Origin of the sequence: Desulfomicrobium baculatum DSM 4028, assembly GCF_000023225.1 — a bacterium.
In the GTDB taxonomy this organism is placed as follows: Bacteria; Desulfobacterota; Desulfovibrionia; order Desulfovibrionales; family Desulfomicrobiaceae; genus Desulfomicrobium; species Desulfomicrobium baculatum.
Map to the genome: position 1 here is coordinate 3,197,935 of NC_013173.1, position 18,727 is coordinate 3,216,661.

At 60.1% G+C, this 18,727-nt stretch carries 17 protein-coding genes; 5 read left to right on the forward strand and 12 right to left on the reverse strand.

Annotated features, from left to right (window positions below; translation table 11 throughout):
* Window positions 1–93 precede the first annotated feature (93 nt).
* The 4 genes from DBAC_RS14120 (at window position 94) to DBAC_RS14135 (ending at window position 5,032) form a co-directional block, all read left to right on the forward strand.
* Window positions 94–852, forward strand: a complete 759-nt coding sequence (locus tag DBAC_RS14120; protein WP_015774985.1) for a FadR/GntR family transcriptional regulator — start codon at window positions 94–96, stop codon at window positions 850–852.
* Between the two features lie 32 nt (window positions 853–884).
* Window positions 885–2,540, forward strand: coding sequence for a choline dehydrogenase (betA, locus tag DBAC_RS14125; protein ID WP_015774986.1), 1,656 nt, complete (start codon window positions 885–887; stop codon window positions 2,538–2,540).
* A complete protein-coding gene (gene betB, locus DBAC_RS14130) occupies window positions 2,537–4,012 on the forward strand; it encodes a betaine-aldehyde dehydrogenase (RefSeq protein ID WP_015774987.1) in 1,476 nt (491 codons plus the stop codon). The genes betA and betB overlap by 4 nt, the downstream gene beginning before the upstream one ends.
* 66 nt (window positions 4,013–4,078) lie before the next feature.
* Window positions 4,079–5,032, forward strand: coding sequence for an ABC transporter substrate-binding protein (locus DBAC_RS14135; protein WP_015774988.1), 954 nt, complete (start codon window positions 4,079–4,081; stop codon window positions 5,030–5,032).
* A gap of 89 nt (window positions 5,033–5,121) precedes the next feature.
* Here DBAC_RS14135 and zupT read toward each other — a convergent pair whose 3' ends face one another.
* Together zupT and DBAC_RS14145 are read right to left on the reverse strand one after the other, a co-directional pair.
* Complete coding sequence (gene zupT / locus DBAC_RS14140; RefSeq protein WP_015774989.1) at window positions 5,122–6,018, reverse strand: zinc transporter ZupT; 897 nt, start codon at window positions 6,016–6,018, stop codon at window positions 5,122–5,124.
* A gap of 31 nt (window positions 6,019–6,049) precedes the next feature.
* The gene (locus DBAC_RS14145; RefSeq protein WP_015774990.1) at window positions 6,050–7,147 is read right to left on the reverse strand and encodes a hemolysin family protein; all 1,098 of its coding nucleotides are present in this window, start codon (window positions 7,145–7,147) and stop codon (window positions 6,050–6,052) included.
* Window positions 7,148–7,453: 306 nt separating this feature from the next.
* On the opposite strand from DBAC_RS14145, the gene DBAC_RS14150 reads away from it, so the two are divergent.
* Window positions 7,454–7,801, forward strand: coding sequence for an ArsR/SmtB family transcription factor (locus DBAC_RS14150; RefSeq protein WP_015774991.1), 348 nt, complete (start codon window positions 7,454–7,456; stop codon window positions 7,799–7,801).
* 114 nt (window positions 7,802–7,915) lie between these two features.
* Here DBAC_RS14150 and DBAC_RS14155 read toward each other — a convergent pair whose 3' ends face one another.
* The 10 genes from DBAC_RS14155 to DBAC_RS14200 all read right to left on the reverse strand — a co-directional run bounded on the left by DBAC_RS14155 (window position 7,916) and on the right by DBAC_RS14200 (window position 18,640).
* Window positions 7,916–9,148, reverse strand: coding sequence for a response regulator (locus tag DBAC_RS14155; RefSeq protein WP_015774992.1), 1,233 nt, complete (start codon window positions 9,146–9,148; stop codon window positions 7,916–7,918).
* Window positions 9,145–9,549, reverse strand: coding sequence for a response regulator (locus DBAC_RS14160; protein ID WP_015774993.1), 405 nt, complete (start codon window positions 9,547–9,549; stop codon window positions 9,145–9,147). The genes DBAC_RS14155 and DBAC_RS14160 overlap by 4 nt, the downstream gene beginning before the upstream one ends.
* Window positions 9,549–11,444, reverse strand: coding sequence for an ATP-binding protein (locus tag DBAC_RS18090; RefSeq protein ID WP_015774994.1), 1,896 nt, complete (start codon window positions 11,442–11,444; stop codon window positions 9,549–9,551). The genes DBAC_RS14160 and DBAC_RS18090 overlap by 1 nt, the downstream gene beginning before the upstream one ends.
* Before the next feature lie 133 nt (window positions 11,445–11,577).
* On the reverse strand, window positions 11,578–12,264 hold the full coding sequence (locus tag DBAC_RS14170; RefSeq protein ID WP_015774995.1) for a DUF554 domain-containing protein: 687 nt from the start codon (window positions 12,262–12,264) through the stop codon (window positions 11,578–11,580).
* 89 nt (window positions 12,265–12,353) lie between these two features.
* A complete protein-coding gene (locus DBAC_RS14175) occupies window positions 12,354–14,288 on the reverse strand; it encodes an N-acetylmuramoyl-L-alanine amidase (protein WP_015774996.1) in 1,935 nt (644 codons plus the stop codon).
* 2 nt (window positions 14,289–14,290) lie between these two features.
* Entirely contained in the window at window positions 14,291–16,108 is a 1,818-nt protein-coding gene (glmS, locus tag DBAC_RS14180; protein WP_015774997.1) for a glutamine--fructose-6-phosphate transaminase (isomerizing), read from the reverse strand.
* A 2-nt stretch (window positions 16,109–16,110) separates the two neighbouring features.
* The gene (gene rdgB / locus DBAC_RS14185) at window positions 16,111–16,737 is read right to left on the reverse strand and encodes an RdgB/HAM1 family non-canonical purine NTP pyrophosphatase (protein WP_015774998.1); all 627 of its coding nucleotides are present in this window, start codon (window positions 16,735–16,737) and stop codon (window positions 16,111–16,113) included.
* 9 nt (window positions 16,738–16,746) lie between these two features.
* Window positions 16,747–17,583, reverse strand: a complete 837-nt coding sequence (locus DBAC_RS14190; protein ID WP_015774999.1) for a HesA/MoeB/ThiF family protein — start codon at window positions 17,581–17,583, stop codon at window positions 16,747–16,749.
* Window positions 17,580–17,804 carry a MoaD/ThiS family protein gene (locus DBAC_RS14195; RefSeq protein ID WP_015775000.1) on the reverse strand — a complete coding sequence of 75 codons (225 nt, stop codon included), beginning with the start codon at window positions 17,802–17,804 and terminating at the stop codon, window positions 17,580–17,582. Before DBAC_RS14195 ends, DBAC_RS14190 begins: the two co-directional genes overlap by 4 nt.
* A 131-nt stretch (window positions 17,805–17,935) precedes the next feature.
* Entirely contained in the window at window positions 17,936–18,640 is a 705-nt protein-coding gene (locus DBAC_RS14200) for a molybdopterin-guanine dinucleotide biosynthesis protein MobB (protein ID WP_015775001.1), read from the reverse strand.
* Window positions 18,641–18,727: the final 87 nt, after the last annotated feature.

The following is an 18,727-nucleotide window of genomic DNA, read 5'->3' on the forward strand; positions in this document are numbered from 1 at the left end:
TAGGCAGAAAGGTCCTACCATTTGCAGTAAAAAAGCACTTTAACGCCCTTTTTTGCCCATTTTTGCGAAAAATAACACAAAAAGGTACTACCAATGACAACCTCCGAACCTCTCTTCTTCCCTGCCAAGGCCGGGCGGGCCAGCGAAGATGTCGCCTTGCAGATCGAGGCGGCCATCATGGCCGGACGTTTGGCGCCCGAACAGCGTCTGCCGAGCGAGCGCGAGATGCAGCAACAGTTCGGCATTGGGCGCGGCGCCATCCGCGAGGCCCTGCGGGCACTGAAGCAGAAAGGACTCCTGGACATCCGCAAGGGCGTCAAGGGCGGGGCCTATGTGTGCAAGGTCGGCATGGTCAGCATCGGGGAGTCGCTGGCTCTTTTTCTCAAGCAGCATGATGTCGCGCCTTCGGCCCTCATTGAATTTCGCGAGAGCGTGGACCAGACCCTGGTCGTCCTGGCCATTGCCCGGGGTTCGGTTGAAGCCAAGCAGGCCCTGGTGTCCATGGCCGAAGAGTTCGAGGCCTGCCTGCGGCAGAACGAACATGACGCGGACAGGATCGGCCATCTGGACCGGGACCTGAACCTGGCCCTGGCCGACATGGCCGCCAATCCGATTTTCGAGTGGATCATGCAGGCGCTGCAACGAGGGTTCAGCTCCCATGACTACACTTTGTACGATACTCCGATGTACCGCGAGCGCACCGCCGCCAACTGGGCCGAGACCGCCCGCGCCATCGCCGATAACGACCCCCTGCGCGCCAGGAGCCTCATTGGCTACCATTACGCCATGCTCAGGCATTGCCTAAGCGATCGCGCAGCTGCGTCCTCCCGTGTTTCGCCCGACGATTCCTAAAACGGGGCAACCTCAATTCAAAAGGATTTTGCATGAAGTTTTATGATTACATCATTGTCGGCGGCGGCTCCGCCGGCAGCGTCCTGGCCAACCGTCTCAGCGCCAACCCCAAAACCAGCGTCCTGGTCCTTGAAGCGGGCCTGCCCGACTTCCGCCTTGATTTCCGCATCCACATGCCTGCGGCCCTGACCTATCCCCTGGCCGGAAAGACCTACAACTGGTGGTACGAATCCGAGCCGGAACCGCACATGCACAACCGGCGCATCTACCAGCCGCGCGGCAAGGTGCTGGGTGGATCAAGCTGCATCAACGGCATGATCCACATTCGCGGCAACGCCATGGATTATGAGAAATGGGCCCGTGAAAAGGGCCTGGAGAACTGGGATTATGCCCGCTGCCTGCCGTACTTCAAGCGCTTTGAATACCGCCTTAAAGGTACGGACGAATATCAGGGCGGCGCAGGCCCGCTGTATCTGACCAGCCCGGATTGCGACAATCCGCTCTTCGACGCCTTTTTCCAGGCCGTGCAGGAGGCCGGATACCCCCTGACCGACGTCAACGGCTATCAGCAGGAAGGGTTCGGCAAGTTCGACCGCACCACCTACCGCGGCCGGCGCTGGAACGCGGCCCGGGCCTACGTCCACCCGGTCAAGAACAGGCGCAACCTGACCGTCAAATGCAAGGCCACGGCCCATCGCATCCTTTTTGAAGGCACCCGCGCCATAGGCGTGGAATACGAACGCCTGGGCCGCATGCACCGCGTGAACGGCGGCGAGATCATCAGCTGCGGCGGGGCCATCAATTCCCCGCAGCTTCTGCAGCTCTCCGGCATCGGCAACGGCTCGGAGCTTCGCGAGCTGGGCATCCCCGTAGTCCACGACCTGCCGGGCGTGGGCGAGAACCTGCAGGACCATCTGGAACTCTATGTGCAGTACGCCTGTACCAAGCCGGTCAGCATGTTCCCGGCGCTCCAGTGGTGGAATCAGCCCTGGATCGGACTGAAATGGCTTTTCGGCCAGACCGGCGAGGCAGCCACCAACCATTTCGAGGCCGGCGGCTTCGTGCGCGGCAACGACCAGGTCGAGTACCCGAACATCCAGTACCACTTTCTGCCCATCGCCATCCGGTATGACGGGTCTTCGCCCAACGCGGGGCATGGTTATCAGGTCCACGTCGGCCCCATGAACACCGACGTGCGTGGTCACGTGAAGATCAAAAGCTCCGATCCCAAAGAATACCCGTCCATCCTGTTCAACTATCTGTCCACGGAACAGGAACGCCGGGACTGGGTCGATGCAATCCGCCTGACCCGAAAGATCATGACCCAACCCGCCTTTGACAGCTTGCGCGGCCGGGAACTGGCCCCGGGCGAAGACGTGCAGACCGACGAGGCGATCCTCGATTTCGTGGCCCGGGAAGGCGAGAGCGCCTACCACCCGAGCTGCACCTGCAAGATGGGCTACGACGACATGGCCGTGGTCGACAGCGAACTGCGCGTGCATGGCGTGCAGGGACTGCGCGTGGTCGACGCCTCGATCATGCCCTATGTGACCAACGGCAACATTTACGCGCCGGTGATGATGATCGCCGAGAAGGCGGCCGACCTGATCCTTGGCAACACGCCGCTCGCCCCCGACACCGCGCCCTTCTACCGGCACGAAAAAAGCACGGCCAAGGAGAAGAAATGATGGAAAAAATGATGCACGTCGACGGCCGCTGGACCCGCGCCCACTCCGCGGCCACGCGGGACATCATCAATCCCTTCGACCAGAGCGTCATCGCGACCGTTTCGGAAGGAAACCGCGAAGACGCCCGTGACGCCATAAACGCGGCGCGGCGCGCCTTCGACCAGGGTCCGTGGCCCAAGACCACGGGCCCGGAGCGCGGGCGGCAACTGCTGCGACTGGCGGACCTGATCGAACGCGACGCCGAGGAACTGGCCCGCCTTGAGACCCTGAACACCGGCAAAACCCTGGAAGAGAGCCGCTGGGACATGGCCGACATCACGGGCATCTTCCGCTATTACGCAGGGCTTGCGGACAAGGACGCGGGCGAGGTCATCGCCGCTCCGGTGCCGGACGCGACAAGCATGGTCGTGCGAGAGCCCGTGGGCGTGTGCGGGCAGATCTCGCCCTGGAACTATCCCCTGTTGCAGGCCGCCTGGAAACTGGCTCCGGCCCTGGCCGCCGGCTGCACCGTGGTCATGAAGCCAAGTGAAATCACGCCCTTGACCAGCATAAAAGTCACCGAACTGTGCGCGGAGGCCGGATTTCCGGAGGGCGTGGTCAACCTGGTCCTTGGCCCCGGGGCCACGGTCGGGGCGGAGCTGGCCGAAAACCCCGCCGTTGACCTCATCTCCTTCACTGGCGGCATCGAGACCGGCAAGACCATCATGCGCGCGGCGGCGACAAACGTGAAAAAGGTTGCCCTGGAACTGGGCGGCAAAAACCCCAACATCATCTTCGATGACGCCGATTTCGACACGGCCCTGGACTACATTCTGAACGGCGTCTTCTTCCACGCCGGGCAGATCTGTTCCGCCGGAGCCCGCGTCCTGCTGCAGGACGGCATCCACGACCGCATGGTTGAGGCCCTGGCGGAGCGCATGTCCAAGATCCGCGTGGGAGACGGGATGACGGACGGCACCCAGATGGGCCCTCTCATCTCGGCCGCGCACCGCGACAAGGTGGAAAGCTACATCCGCATTGCCCGCAAAGAAGGGGCCAGGCTGCTGCTGGGAGGCAAGCGCCCGGCTGATCCGGCCCTGGCCAATGGCTTTTTCGTGGAGCCGACCCTGTTCACGGACTGCGCGAATGACATGCGCATCGTGCAGGAGGAGGTCTTCGGCCCGGTCATCACCATCGAGCGCTTCAGCACCGAAGACGAGGCGCTGGTCCGGGCCAACAGCACGGTCTACGGTCTGTCCGCCGGCTTCTGGACCCGCGATCCGGACCGCATCCGCCGCATGTCATCGGGCCTGCGCTTCGGCACGGTCTGGGTCAACGACTTCAACGTCTATTTCACCCAGGCCCCCTGGGGCGGCTACAAGCAGTCCGGCCTGGGCCGGGAACTGGGGCGGCAGGGCCTGGAAGAGTACACGGAAGTCAAACACATTTTCCAGAACCACAACGCCCGGCCGATCAACTGGTTCGGCGTGTAGCATGCTGGGCCGGGATGTCCCGGCCTCCCAAGTCACTTCGCCTTTCATTTCAACAAGGGAGTTTCCATGACCATTGCAACACTGAAAAAAACCATCCCCGTCCTTGTCCTTCTACTCGCCCTCTTCATCGCTCCGGCTCAGGCCAGCCGCGACGACGTGCGCATCACCAGCGTCGGGTGGACCGATGTCACCGTGACCAGCGAGCTGGCCGTGGCCATTTTGCAGAGCCTTGGCTACTCCTCCTCCAACATGATGACCTCCCTGCCCATCTGCTATCAGGCCCTGGCCACGAACGAGGCCGACGTGTTCCTCGGCAACTGGATGCCGTCCATGGAAAGCGTAGCGCGTCCCCATTTCGATTCCGGCAACGTCATCCAGCTTGTGCCGAACATGACCGGAGCCAAATACACCCTGGCCGTGCCGAGCTACGTGGCCGCAGGCGGCCTCAAGGATTTCAAGGACATCGCCAAGTACGGCGACAAGCTGGAATGGAAGATCTACGGCATCGAGGAAGGTAACGACGGCAATGACATCATCGAATCCATGATCGACAAGAACATGTTCGGCCTCGGCAAGTTCGAGCTGGTCGCCTCCAGCGAATCCGGCATGCTGGCCCAGGTGCAATCCTTCATGCGTGAAAAGAAATGGATCGTCTTTCTGGGATGGTCCCCGCACAGCATGAACGAAAAGATCGACATGACGTACCTGACGGGCAGCACGGACGACACCTTCGGACCGAACGACGGCACGGCCACGGTCTACACCAACGTGCGCAAGGGACTGCCGCAGGACATGCCCAACGTAACCCGTTTTCTGCAGAACTACGTCGTGCCCGTAACCATGATGAACTCCATCATGGTCACCATGCACGAAAAGCCTGAAATGAAAGCCCGCGATGCGGCCCTGGACTGGGTGACCGCGCATCCGGACATGGCCGCCACATGGCTTGAAAGCGTGACCACCAAGGAAGGCAAGCCCGGCCTGCCCGCCTTCCTGAAGCTGCTTGAATCCCGCAAGTAAACGCGACCGGGGCGGGCCGTGCATGCACGACCCGCCCCGAAAACATTCATCCCCGTCCCTTGTGGCCGGGCCATTTTTCCATCCGCAATTCAGCGCATCAAGAGCAGACTGAGCGCCATGACCGCCATGCCGCCAACCAGGCCGAACAGGCTGTCATGCCCTTCTCCGTAGGCCCGGCTGGTGGGCAGGAGTTCGTCAAGGCTGATGTAGACCATGATCCCGGCCACTCCGCCGAAGAGAATGCCCATAAGCTGTGCAGGCAACACCCCGCCCGGCCCGCCGGCGAAAAAGAGGATGCCCAGATAGGCGATGCCCGCCCCGATCGGCTCGGCCAGTCCGCTCAAAAACGAGTAGAAAAAAGCCGTCCTGCGCTTCCCTGTGGCGTAATAGATGGGCACCGAGACGCTCACGCCCTCGGGGATGTTGTGCAAAGCGATGGCGATGGCAATGGCGACGCCAAGGCTCGGATCCTCCAACGCCGCCAAAAACGTGGCCAAGCCCTCGGGAAAGTTGTGAATGCCGATGGCCAGGGCGGTGAAAAGGCCCATGCGCAGAAGCTTCTTCTCATGTCCCGGCTGGGGTTTGGCAGGAGTCTTGGCCAGCCCGCAGCTGTGCTCCCCGATATGCAACAGGGTAGAGACCTTGCCGTGCAACTTGTCGGCGTCGGTCTCGGAAGGGATCTCATGCGGGTTGGTCTCTTCGGGAATGAAATTATCGATCAGTCCGATCAGCAGCATTCCGCCGAAGAACGAAGCCACGTTGACCCAATATCCCGCCGGATCGCCATAGTGCTCGACCAGAGCCTCCTGCCCCTTGAAGAAAATCTCCACAAAAGAGACGTAGAGCATCACGCCCGCCGAAAACCCCGTGGCCACGGACAAAAAACGGTAACTGGACAACTTGGCCGTAAAGGCGATGATGCTGCCGATCCCCGTAGCCAGTCCTGCGAAGGTGGTCAGAGCCAGGGCAAACCAGACTTCATTCATGGGCGCGTGCTCCTTGGTGCGTCAAAAAGCATCACGAACGAATGCTTTTACCGGGTTCAACGTCCTCGTCCTGTTCGAAAATGCCAAGGGACTGAGCTCTTTTTTTCCATTGCTGCCGGGCCAGGGCCTGCATGTCGGCCACGCTGTCCATCTCATCCACGATCTCCATGCCAAAGAGGGTCTCCACCACATCCTCCAGGGTAACCAATCCCCGAGTCCCACCGTATTCGTCCAAGACGATGGCCAAGTGCTGACGCTGGTCAAGAAAAAACTCCAACAGATCAGAAAGGGACAGGCTGTCAGGCACGGAAAGTATCTGGCGCTTCAAGGATTCCAAAGAGCCCTCGCAGCCGCCCCGGGACATGCAGATCAGCACCTCGTCCTTGAGCACGACGCCGGTGATGTCATCCAGATCCGCGCCGTAGACGGGCAGTCTGGAAAAAGGGGTCTTGGTGACAAAAGGCAGGGAGTCGGCAATGGTCATGTCCTGCTGCAGGGCCGTCATGACCGTGCGCGGAGTCATCACGGCGGTGATGTTTACGGACCCGAAGCGGAAGATGTTGCGGATGATTCGGAATTCATGCTCCTCCAGATGTCCGGACTGTTCCCCGATTCCGGCCATGGCGATAAACTCCTCGCGGCTGAAGACATGCGCTTTTTTCCCTCGGGATATCAGCTTGGTCAGCCCATTGGACAGCCAGACAAGGGGATAGAGAACCGTGATCAACATGTTGACGAAATGCGCCGTCACTCCGACGAAGGCCTGCCAGTACACGGCACCGATGGTCTTGGGTACGATCTCGGACAAAAACAGGATAAGCGCCGTCATCACCGCCGAAAAAAGGCCGATCCACGCATTGCCGAAAACCACGAGAGCCTGAGCGCCTGCCACAATGGCGCCCACCGTGTGGGCGATGGTGTTCAGGGTCAAAATCGCGGCCAGGGACTGATCCACTTTCTCCAGACGCAGTTTCTTCAGGACCTCCGCCCGTGCGGGATTCCTTTCACGCAAACTGGCGATATAGGACGGGGTGATGCTTAAAAGCACGGCCTCGGCCACTGAACACAAAAACGACAAACCCAAGGCCAAAAAAACAACGACGACCAGCAGAAAAAAATCCCCGCTCATGATGCCCGCCCAGTCGGCCCAGGACGGTTCGCCACCGAAGGCAACAGAAGACGTCCAGGCACGCAAACCCAAGACAAGATCAAGCAACCACGACAATATCGCACGAACAAGCGATCCTCCCTCTTTTAAAAAACGTGAAATGTCATCCGGCCTTCGCGTGACGAAGCCGGAGATTCAGGAATCGTCCACATGCCCCTCTTCAACGCAGACCGGACTCATTGAAGAACGTGTTACTCCGGGACGTCCCGCCGACACAAGATGTTTTGACATCTTGACATATCTGCCCATGCAGATACGTTCGCGGTCATGGAAAGAATCGCCGAAACACTCAAAGCCCTATCCGATCCCACACGTCTGCGCATCGTCAGCCTGCTCCGTCACGGGGAACTCTGCGTGTGCGACCTGACGGAAGCCTTGCAAACACCCCAATCCAAAGTCTCACGGCATCTGGCGTTTCTGAAGAACGCCGGATGGGTCAGGGCCCGCCGCAGCGGAAAATGGGTCTACTATCAGATCCTTGATTCCGAACCATCCCTACAGGCCTCAATCGCCCAGGCGCTGACAATGCATATTGCAAAACATCCTGTCTGCCTTGAAGACGACCGGCGTTATTTCGACTATCTTGCAACCAAATCGTCGCGATCCTGTGACTAAAACGACACAAGAAAAGATTCTGGGGGGTGAGCACTGGCGGGTCGTTATGGAATCCGGGATTTCACAGCCGGACTGCAGCGCAATCTGAAAGCAGGCCGAGCCGGAAAACCCAGCCTACGAGGGATTTCCGGATACATCGACGACCCGGTCCGGATCTCTGGGCAAGGTCAAATAGAACACGGCGCCCTGCCCGGGGCTGGTTTCCAGCATGATGGAACCTTTCAGGGTCTGGGTGACCAGATTGTAGACGATGTTCATGCCCAGACCCGTACCGCCGGAGCCTCGTGTAGTGGTGTAAAACGGATCGTAGATACGCTCCTTTTGCTCACGGTCCATGCCGATGCCCGTGTCGCGGTACGTCAGCACCACGTTTTCTCCGGCCTGCTCCACCTTGATGGATATCTCACCGGGCCGTCCGTCCGCGAAGCCGTGAATAAGAGAGTTCATGATCAGGTTGGTGATGATCTGCATGATCGCGCCGGGGTAGGAATCAAGGGACAGGTCGTCCGGGCAGTCCATGCGCACCTGATGCGGAGTGCGCTTGAACTGCGGACGCAGGCTGAGGAGAATCTGTTCCAGATAATTCTTCATCTCGAAGACGCGCTTCTCTTCAGAGCTCTGGTCCGCGGCGACCTTCTTGAAACTCTGCACCAGCTCTGCGGCCCGCTCCAGATTGGAAAGCACCGACCCGGAAGACTCCTCGGCCAGGGCCAGGTATTTCTCCAGATCCGAGCGCTTCATCTCCCCTTTCCCGTACAACTCCCGCAGCTGCCTCGTCCGTTCGGCCAGAAAGGACGCCGCCGTAACGCTGACCCCGATGGGCGTGTTGACCTCATGGGCCACCCCCGCCACCAGATCCCCCAGCGCCGCCATCTTGGCAGACTGGATCATCTCCTTTTGGGTGCGATGCAGTTTCTCAAGGGACTCTTCGAGACTTTGCTGATATTCGAGGTTCTGACGCTGCAAACGGGCCCGCTCCAGACACGTCTCCACCGAATGCAAGAGAATGTTCATGTCCTGAATGGGCTTGACCAGATAATCCCATGCGCCCCGCCGCAGCGCCTCCACCACGTCACGAATGTCTCCGGCCCCCGAGATGACCATGATGGGCGTCTGGGGCGAAAGTTCCTGCACCCGCGCCAGGACCTGCAATCCGTCCATGCGCGGCATGCGCAGGTCCACCAGGATCAGGTCGGGCCGATTGGCGGCAAAGACCTCCAGCCCTTGCTGTCCATCTCCGGCCTGCAAGACTTCATACCCGAAATCCTCCAGAAAATTGGCAAGACTCTCACGCACCGCCTGATCGTCATCGATGGTCAGCACCACGGATGTCTTGCCCTGGTTCATGACCGGCCCTCCGCGACCTTTTCCAAAATGAGGGTCTCGAAAATACCCATGTCCAGAACCGGCTTGAAAAGCACCTCCCGATCCGTCAGGCCGATATCCCGCAATTCGTTATCCAGCTGAAAATCCGTGGAACCGGTGTGAATCAGGCAGCGCACGGCGGGATGCAGGGTGTGCAACCGCTTGATGAACTCCAGGCCATCCATGCCCCCAAGGCGGATATCCACCACCGCCACCGCGACACTGCCCAGTTCGGAAAGCATCAAGGCGTCCTCCGCGCTCTCGGCCGTCAGGGTGACAAAGCCGCAGTCCATCAGGTACTCAGCCAGACTTTCCCGAATGTTCGGCTCGTCATCCAGAACGAGCACCTTTGTCGTGCTTTCCGCCATCGTGTTCTGCACCATTATGAAGCTCCGTCGGCGTCCTGGTCAGCCGGAACGAGAGGCAGATGAATGATGAAGACAGAGCCCTTGCCGGGACTGGAGTCCACATCAATCCTGCCGCCATGATTTTCAACTATCAGAAAATAGGACACGGAAAGGCCAAGGCCGGTGCCTTCCCCCACCCGTTTGGTGGTAAAAAAGGGCTCGAAAACCCTTTTGCGCAACTCTTCGGACATGCCCGGGCCATTGTCCTCGATCTCAATCCGCACCTCTTTGCCGGCCTTCATGACCCGCAGAATGAAGCAGGGAGGGCGGTCCTGCGATCCCATGGCCTGCGCTCCGTTACGGATCAGGTTGAAGAAGACCTGCTGAATCTTGCTTTCCTCGCAACAGATCAGTGGCAGGTTTTCCTCATATTCGCGGACAATCCTGATCTTGCGGAAGTCATACTGCTTTTTGAGATCATAGTCATTGGCCGCAAGTTCAAGAGTGCGATCCAGCAGGCCGCAGATATCGACCTCGGCCATGCGCAACGTGTTCTTGCGGCTGAAAGAAAGCATGTTCTCCACTATCCGCGCGGCCCGCAAACCCGAATCCATGATCGAATCCATCATGCGTAGGCAGCCGCGGCGCTCAAAATAGCCATGAATCAAGGCCATGTCGGTTCCAAGCTCTTCCGCCAGCTTCCTGTTCGCGGGCAACTCCAGAGACATCCTGTTTCTGATGACCTGCCCGTTTTGCAAAATTCCAGCCAGAGGATTGTTGATCTCGTGGGCCATGCCCGCAGCGAGACCGCCGACGGAAATCATCTTCTCCGACTGGATCAGCATTTCTTCGAGCCGCACCCGCTCCGTGGCATCGTCTATGCGGATAACCGCACCTTGCACATTGTTGGTCGTCAGGGGATAGACCGTGACATCCATATACTCGACCATGTCTTCCTTTTTTCTGGGCACCTTGGGTATCTTGACCGGGAGCCCGGAACTTACCGCAGCCCTGACCTGATCCATGCTGACCGGAGCATTTGGACACACATCCGTGACACGACGCCCCATGGCCTCTTCCGCCGAAACACCGGTTTTGAGTACCGCTTGCTGGTTCCATTGGGTCACGCGGCCGTCCACATCGACAGAGATCAGAATCGACGGCATCGAATCAAGAATGTTGCGGATGTAGCCTTCGGCCTCTTTGAGCTTCTGCTCGGCCTTTTCCCGGTGCTTGATATCCCGGAGCAGGTTCTCGCGCATGTCGTTGAAGGCGCGGACCACAATATCGATCTCGTCGGGCTTGGACGAGGTCTTGTCCAGCGAGAGCGGCTCCTGCAATCTGTCAATGGTCAGCCCGGAGGTGTAAAGAGCCATCCGGCGCAAATGGCGGGTGACCAGCATGTAAAAAATGAAGACAACAAGGACGGCCACCAGAAATATCTGCACGCCCTGGGTGATGCCGATGACCAGAATCTTGTCCCGCAGCCTGCGCTGGAGGGCGCTCTTGTCGGCGGCGACGATGAGTGTGCCGATCAGATCTATGCGCTCCAGGGCCCTGTACTGGAGAGGAAATTTTTGCACGTACAGGTTCTTCTCTTCGGCCTGCTTGCCACGGAAATACCGTATCCCCTCTGGAGTGATCACCTCTGCGTACATGATGTCCCGCATCTCCAGAATCCCTTCAAGCTGGACCAGAACCTGCGCTTCGTCCAGATGCCACAGGGCGCTGGTCAGGCTGGACAGGCGCGATGTGCGGATCTGCTCCAGCTGCGCGAGCATGGCTTCCTTGTCGTTGCGGTAGTCGAATGTCAGCTGCACCGCAGTGCCGAGCAGCGTGAACACGGTGCTCCCGAGCAGAATCCAGAACAGCAGTTTGCGACCCAGTCGTCCGCTGACATCGGTTGAGAGGATTCGAGAGGAGGTCGCCATCTGCCCACCGCTGAAAAATTTGACTCCGGGCATGCCCGACCGGAAAATCCCGGCTATTCCCAATGCATTGTAAACATATCGGCAAGACTTTGAAAAGCAAAACTCTTCTCCGCCAAGAAGGCCCCCGCAGCTCTTAGGGAAAGACAATGGAAAGGATGACGATCACGACCAGGGACGGCAACAGGCTGGACAGACGAATAACCGTCAGACCCAGCAGATTGATGCCGATGCCAAGGATCAAGGTTCCGCCCGTGGCCGTGAGCTGGGCGATAAGATAATCCGAAAAATAGGCCTGAAAGGAGCCTGCGAAAAGGGTCAACAGGCCCTGGTAGAGAAAGACCGGCAAGGCGGAAAAAAGCACCCCCGCCCCGTAGGTCGAGGCCAGGGCGATGGAGGCGAATCCGTCCAGCAAGGCCTTGGTGAAAAGGATGGAGTGATCGCCGCGAATGCCTTCGTCGAAAGAACCGAGAATGGCCATGGCGCCGATGCAGTAAATCAGGGACGCGTTGACCATGCCGTCCACGAAACGGGTGTTTTTTGAACGCACGAGCCCTTTAAGCTTGCCGGCCAGACCCGCGAAGCGGTCTTCGAGCCGCAAGGCCTCGCCCACCACCCCGCCGATGAGGACGCTTAAAACCACAAGCAGCCCGTTCTTGCCTTGCAGCGCCATCTGCATGCCGATGACCAGAACGCAGAGCCCGAGGCCCTGGAAAACGACCTGGCGCATTTTTTCCGGCAACCGGCCATGCAACAGCAGCCCCAAAGCGCCTCCGGCCAAAATGGCCAGAGCATTTATCACCGAACCGAGGGGGAAGACCATGGCGCGTAACTCCATAACAAAATATTAAAAAAAGACCGCCCAGCCCCAAAAACGGAGCATGGGCGGCAAGAGCCTGACCACTAAAAATATCAGGATTTGCCCGATTCGTTCAGGGCAAATCGCTCCAGTTTCTTTTTGTAAGCCACCACCCCGCGGGTCAGCCCTTGAGCCATGGACGCAAGATACGCGTCCGTATTGAGCTTGGAGGCCTCCGCAGGGTTGGTCAGATAGCCAAGCTCAACCAGAATGGATGGCATGCGCGCCCCGGTCAGGACGTAGAAAAATGCGCCCTTGGAACCATGGCTGGCAAGGGAGTACTTGGGGCGCATGACCCGCAACGTCTCCGCCTCCACTATGGAGGCCATCTGCCTTGACTCGTTGATCTTGGAATTGAGCATCAGGTCCGAAAGAATAAACTGCATGTCGCTGATCTTCTTGGCAGACACTCCATTTTCGCGGGCCGCGACGCGCACGGCCTGCGCGTCGGTGGCCAGGTTCAGGTAGTAAACCTCAAGTCCTTTGACATTCTTGTCCTTGTGGGCGTTGCAGTGGACGGAAATGAAGAGGTCCGCGTTCTTGGCGTTGGCCATGGCGGTGCGCTCCTCCAGGGGGATGAACGTGTCGGCGGTGCGGGTGTAGTGCACCTCGAAGCCCTGGGCCTTGAGCATCTCCCCCAGAATCCTGGCCATGCGCAGATTGATGTTTTTTTCATGGAGGCTGTTGGCCACCGCGCCGGGATCCTTGCCGCCATGTCCGGCGTCGATCATGATGGTACGCACCTTGAGTCCAAGCTGCTCGACCAGCGATCCGGTATATTTTTTCTGCGTTGAGCTGACCTTTATCTCCGGCGTCGTATTCGCCGGGGCCTTGGTTCCCTTGGCCGCCGTCTGGACGGGAGTCTTGGTTTTCGCAGCCGTGCTCTTGGTCGCCGGAACCTGACCGGCCTGTTTTATCGTGGCGGCCTTTTTGGGGCTGGCGGGCTGCGCCTGCTTTGCCTGCAGTTCGGCCAGGGCCGCCTGTACATGATCCACTTCCGCATCCGTCGCGGCGGCAACGGATTGAGGCTTATGAGCCGCCTCTCCGGCCTTGCCGTAGATGTCGATAACCACGCGATACGGCTCCGGCAGGGTAAAAACCCTGTAGTGGTCCATCGCCATCAGATCGAAGGTGATCAGCGCTCCCCCGGCCGGATCGGGGGCGACCTGAATCTGGGAGAGGATTCCATCCCCGATGGTGCGCACGGGCATGACATCGGCCGCGATCCCGGCCTGCTGCAAGGTGATCTGCAGCTGCTTGTTTCCGTTCTTGGCCTTCTCCACAAGCGCGCGTTCATAGTGCGCATCCTGGGTGATATCCATGACTACCCGGGTGTAATCCGGGCTGGACCAATGGCGGATGCCAAGCAGGGTCAACCCGTCTTTCAGCTTTGCCGCCGGAACCGCGGCCTGCTTCGGGGCCGCCGCTGCTTTTGCCTCCGCAGGCTTTGCTTGCGCAGGCGCTGCCGTCTTGGCCGGCTCGCCACCCGGAATCTGAGCCAAGCGCTCGCGAGCCTCGGGAACCTTGTCGCCTTTGGGGTAGTCGTTGAGTACAGCCGTGAAAACCTTGGACGCCCTTACCGGATCCTTGAACTGCTCCAACCAGACCAGCCCCATGCGAAACAAGGCGTCATCGGCCCATCCATGCTTCGGATACACGGCCAGCATGCGGTCGTAAGCTTCAAGGGCTTTTAGCCGGTCGGTTCGGGAAAAAGAGCGCCGGGCCAGTTCCTCGTAGCATCTGCCGAGGAAAAACATGCTGCGGGGCGCGTACTCGCTCTTGGGATCGGCCCCCACGGCGCGCAGGAAGGGTTTCATGACCGCTTCCCATTCCGTCCGCAGCCCGGACCTTTTTTCATTGGCAAGCAACGAATTAAAGGCGCTGACCCCACGCGTATACTCGCTCTTGGCCGAAGCCAGAGCCGTGCAGGCAAACCCCAGCACCAAGGCCAAGGTAAGAACAATTCCAAGCGATTTTCTTAAAGACATCCTTATTCCACGGTCACGGATTTGGCCAGATTCCGGGGCTGGTCCACGTCCTTGCCCAGGTAGACGGCCATTTCATAGGCGAAAAGCTGCACGGCCGGCAGCACCAGAAAACTCTTCAGCGGCCCCCAAGCATCGGACAGAACCCAGGGATTCTCCACTGCGGGCGAGGCCCCCGGGTTGACCAGGGCGATGATGCGCCCACCCCTGGCCTGCACTTCTTGCAGATTCGAGGCGACCTTTTGCAGGAGTTCGTCGCCCAGCGCCATGGCAAAGGTCGGGAAATGCTGGTCGATGAGCGCGATGGGGCCGTGCTTCATTTCGCCGGCGGCGTAGCCTTCGGCGTGGATGTAGGAAATCTCTTTAAGTTTCAGCGCGCCCTCAAGGGCTAGGGGAAAGTTCTGGCCCCGTCCCAAAAAAAAGAAGCTGCGGGCGTCGGCGTATTCCTGGCTCAAGGTCTTGGCCTTCTCGCGGATGGTGGGCAGTTCCGCCTCCAGCTGATCGGGGAGAAGGGGCAGATCGTGCAGGCAGCGCTCCAGGATTTCGCCCTGCAACACGCCCTTGCGCACGCCCCAGGACAGGGTCATGAGCAGCAGCAGGACCATCTGGCTGCACATGGCCTTGGTCGAAGCCACGCTGATCTCGGGCCCGGCCTGGGTATACACGACCGCGTCGGACTCGCGCGCGATGGAAGACCCGACCACGTTGCACAGGCCAAGGATAGGCACGCCCGCCTCGCGGGCGATGCGGATGGCGGCCAGGGTGTCGGCGGTCTCGCCGGACTGGCTGATGGTCAGGACCAGATCGCCGGGCAGAAAGACGCTGTCGCGGTAGCGGAACTCCGAGGCGATCTCGACCTGCACCGGGATGCGGGCCCAGGACTCAAGCAGATACTTGGCCCAGAGCCCGGCATGGTACGACGTGCCGCAGGCCACAACCGTCAGGCGCTGCGGAACGTTCAGGGCATCAAGCTCCGGCAGCACGACGCGCCCTTTCTGGATGCGGCCGGTCAGGCAGTCGCGGATGACCTTGGGCTGCTCGAAGATTTCCTTGAGCATGAAATGTTTGAACCCATCTTTCTGTGCGGCCTGCACGTCCCAGGAGATGTGCTTGACCTCCTTGACCTTGGGCTCCAGGGTCAGGGAGTCGAAGACCTGCCAGGAAGCGGCGTCGATCTCCACCAGTTCGCCGTTGTCCAGGAAAACCACCTCGCGGGTGTAGGGCAGAAAGGCGGGGATGTCGGAGGCCAGGAAATTCTCACCCGTGCCGATGCCCATCAGGAGCGGGCTGGCCTTGCGGCTGGCCCAGATCTTTCCGGGATGCTCACGTGAGAGCAGGGCAAAGGCATAGGCTCCGTCGACCCGTGACAGGGCCCAGGAAATGCCCCGTCGCACGTCGCCGGTCAGCTCCACTCCCTTGGCGATGACATGCACCAGCACCTCGGTGTCGGTCTCGGACAAAAAGACATGGCCTTCGGCCACGAGTTCCGCCTTGAGCTCCGCGTAGTTCTCGATGATCCCGTTATGAACCAAGGCAAATTTTCCATCACCATCCATGTGCGGATGCGCATTACGCTCCACGGGCAAACCGTGGGTGGCCCAGCGGGTATGCCCGACGCCGCAGACCGAGGACGCCGTATCCAGGCCCGCTATTTTCTGGTCCAGCGCCCCGAGCTTGCCCTCGGCGCGAATGACCTTGAGGCCCTGTGGCTCCTCGTAGGCCACTCCGGCCGAATCATAGCCCCGATATTCCAGCCGCCGCAAACCTTCGACAATGGCCGGGATGGCCGGACGGTGCCCCGTGTATCCGATGATTCCGCACATGCTTATTTCTCCAGTTTGAGCCGGGCTTGTTTCCAGAATTCGGGCCAGCCGCGCAGCAGCTCCCGCAGAGCCAAACCGCGATGACTGCGGCTGTTCTTGACCTGCGCGTCCATCTGCGCGGCGGTCATGGCCAGTTCCTCGTCGAAGAATACGGGATCGTATCCGAACCCCGCCCCTCCCTGCGGAGCATGAGCCACCCGGCCATGCCAGGCCCCATGCCCGATCAGCTCCCGGCCGCCTGGGGTGGCCGCAAGCATGACGCAGGCGAAATGGCAGCCGCGCCATGGGTCCACAACGTCCTTCATGGCATCCAGAAGCTTGGCCACATTCTTCTCGTCCGTGGCCCCCTCGCCGCTATACCGGGCGGAATAGACGCCCGGCGCCCCGTGCAGAGCGTCCACAACCAAGCCGGAGTCGTCGGCCACGGCCACCAACCCCGTAGCCCGGGCCACGGCCAGGGCCTTGATGCGGGCGTTGTCCTCGAAGGTCGCGCCGGTCTCGGGTATTTCGCCGATTTCCGGAAAATCATTCAGGCCGAGGACGCGCAGGCCCGGATGCAACTCGGCCAGCAAGGCCGAAAGTTCACGTATCTTACCGGCGTTGCCGGTGGCGAGCACAATGGTGTTCATCTGTATCCGTCACGAAAGGTCATAGAGTTCAAAATGAAATTCGGCCAAATCGGCGTGCAGCATGCGACCGGCCAGACGCAGAGAGCCCGTGGTCAGATACTGCACGGTTTCCGCCGCCTGCAATGCGGCGGCCAGGCATGCGGCCGGAGCCAGGCTGCCCAGGACATGCTCCGCGTCCTTGTCCGAGGGATCGGTCCACATGCTGGAAATGCCCTTCTGCCCAGGCAGTTCACTGCCGACCAACGCCGTCCATCCGGCCACGGCCGCACTCACGACCGGAACCCCGGCCAGACCTGCGGCTTCGTGCAGGGTCAAGCGCGGGGCGATGCCTCCCAGTGCGTCAACGACCACATCAACGCCTGTCAGTACTCCCTGCAGATTGGAGGCGTCCAAGAAAAATTCAAGCGCTTCGACCTTCACCAGCGGACAGGTTGCCCGTGCCCGTTCAGCCCCGGCCCTGGCCTTGTTGCTTCCCAGGTTCCGGGCCGTGGAAAGCAGTTGGCGGTTCAGGTTGCTGTCCTCGAACCCGTCTCCGTCCGCGACCACGATCCTTCCCACTCCGAAGCGGGACAGCAGCTCCAGCACATAACCGCCGAGCCCGCCCGCCCCGGCCAGCAGAACCGTGGCGCTCATGAGCCGATTCTGCTCGGAAATGGACAGGGAGTGCAGATTTTTCAAAAACGGCAGAGGCACGACCCCCTGTTCCATCGCCCCTTTTGCGCCCTGGGGCAGAGTCAACCCGTGATCCCGGCACAGCTGGCGCAGTTCTTCAAGACCGACAGTCCGAACCCGGCGCGAGGCGTTCTCCGAGGCCAAAGCCTCCAACGCGGCTCGAAAATCCCTCATCCGCCACCTACCGCCGGAAAAATACCCACCTGGTCTCCGTCGGCCAGCGCCGCCTCCAAGCTGCTGTTCCTGCTGTTGACAAAAACAAGTTTGATGTCGCCGGCTTCAAGTCCAAGAAGCGGAAGCATGGCCTCTACCACGGCTCCCTCTTGCAGATCGACAAAGCCGTCCGGCGGGGTATGATCGGCAAGGGTAGCAAAACATTTGACGCGCACACGCATAACGGTCCCCCTGACAAACGGTCAATAAATGCGACGGTTCCGTTTCCTATAAGAAGAAGCATCTTTTATGACGCAAGCCCCAGGAGTCAACACATTTAAGCCGTTGCCGCGCTAAAAGACTCCGGCCGGCCTCACTCCAGGATGATTTCGACCTTCTGCCCCGGCACATTGCCCTTGAGCTCGGTCAAAAGCCCGCGAATGGTTCCCGTGACCAGCCGATCCAGAAAGGGATTCAGCGCCAGACGCCGGCCACCCACTTTAACACAGAGCTTGGCATGCATGGCCACGCAGAAATCCGCGTCGGCCTCGCCGGTCACGATTTCCCGCGCCAGGGCCAGGCAGGACTCCCGGCCGCAGGCCCCGCAATCAAGACCGGGCAATGAGAAGGCCTTGTTTTCCGCCAGCGTGGCCAACTCCGCGACGGAATCGGCCTTCCGCACTCCGGGCAATGCCCGCGGCCCCCAGGTTGCCAGCGCCAGCCCGTTGCCGAGCATCGACTCGTCCTCGCCGGAGCCAAGGGCCACGATCCGCGGCAGCCAGGTCAGCGACTTGCCGCCTTCGACCAACACTATCTCCGCATCCAACAGAGGAAATATATCTTGCAGTTGCCGCGCCGAGTTCCAAAGCAAGGTCGTTGTTTTGGGACCGATTCCGGCAACGCTGACGCACTCCTGCGCGAAACGGGATGTATCCGTTCCATCAAGATCCAGCCCGTGATGGGTAAACTTGACCGCCGCCACTTTACGACCCCGCGCAGTCAATTCACGGGCAAGCTCGAGCACAAGAGTGGTCTTGCCTGATTTCTTGAAACCCACCACTGAAACAGCCTTGAACATTGATCCTCCGTCTTTGACAATCCTTCGTTCATCAATTAACCAATTCAATTTTCCCATGCGCATCGCCGCAAGTCCCGCCCCACCGCA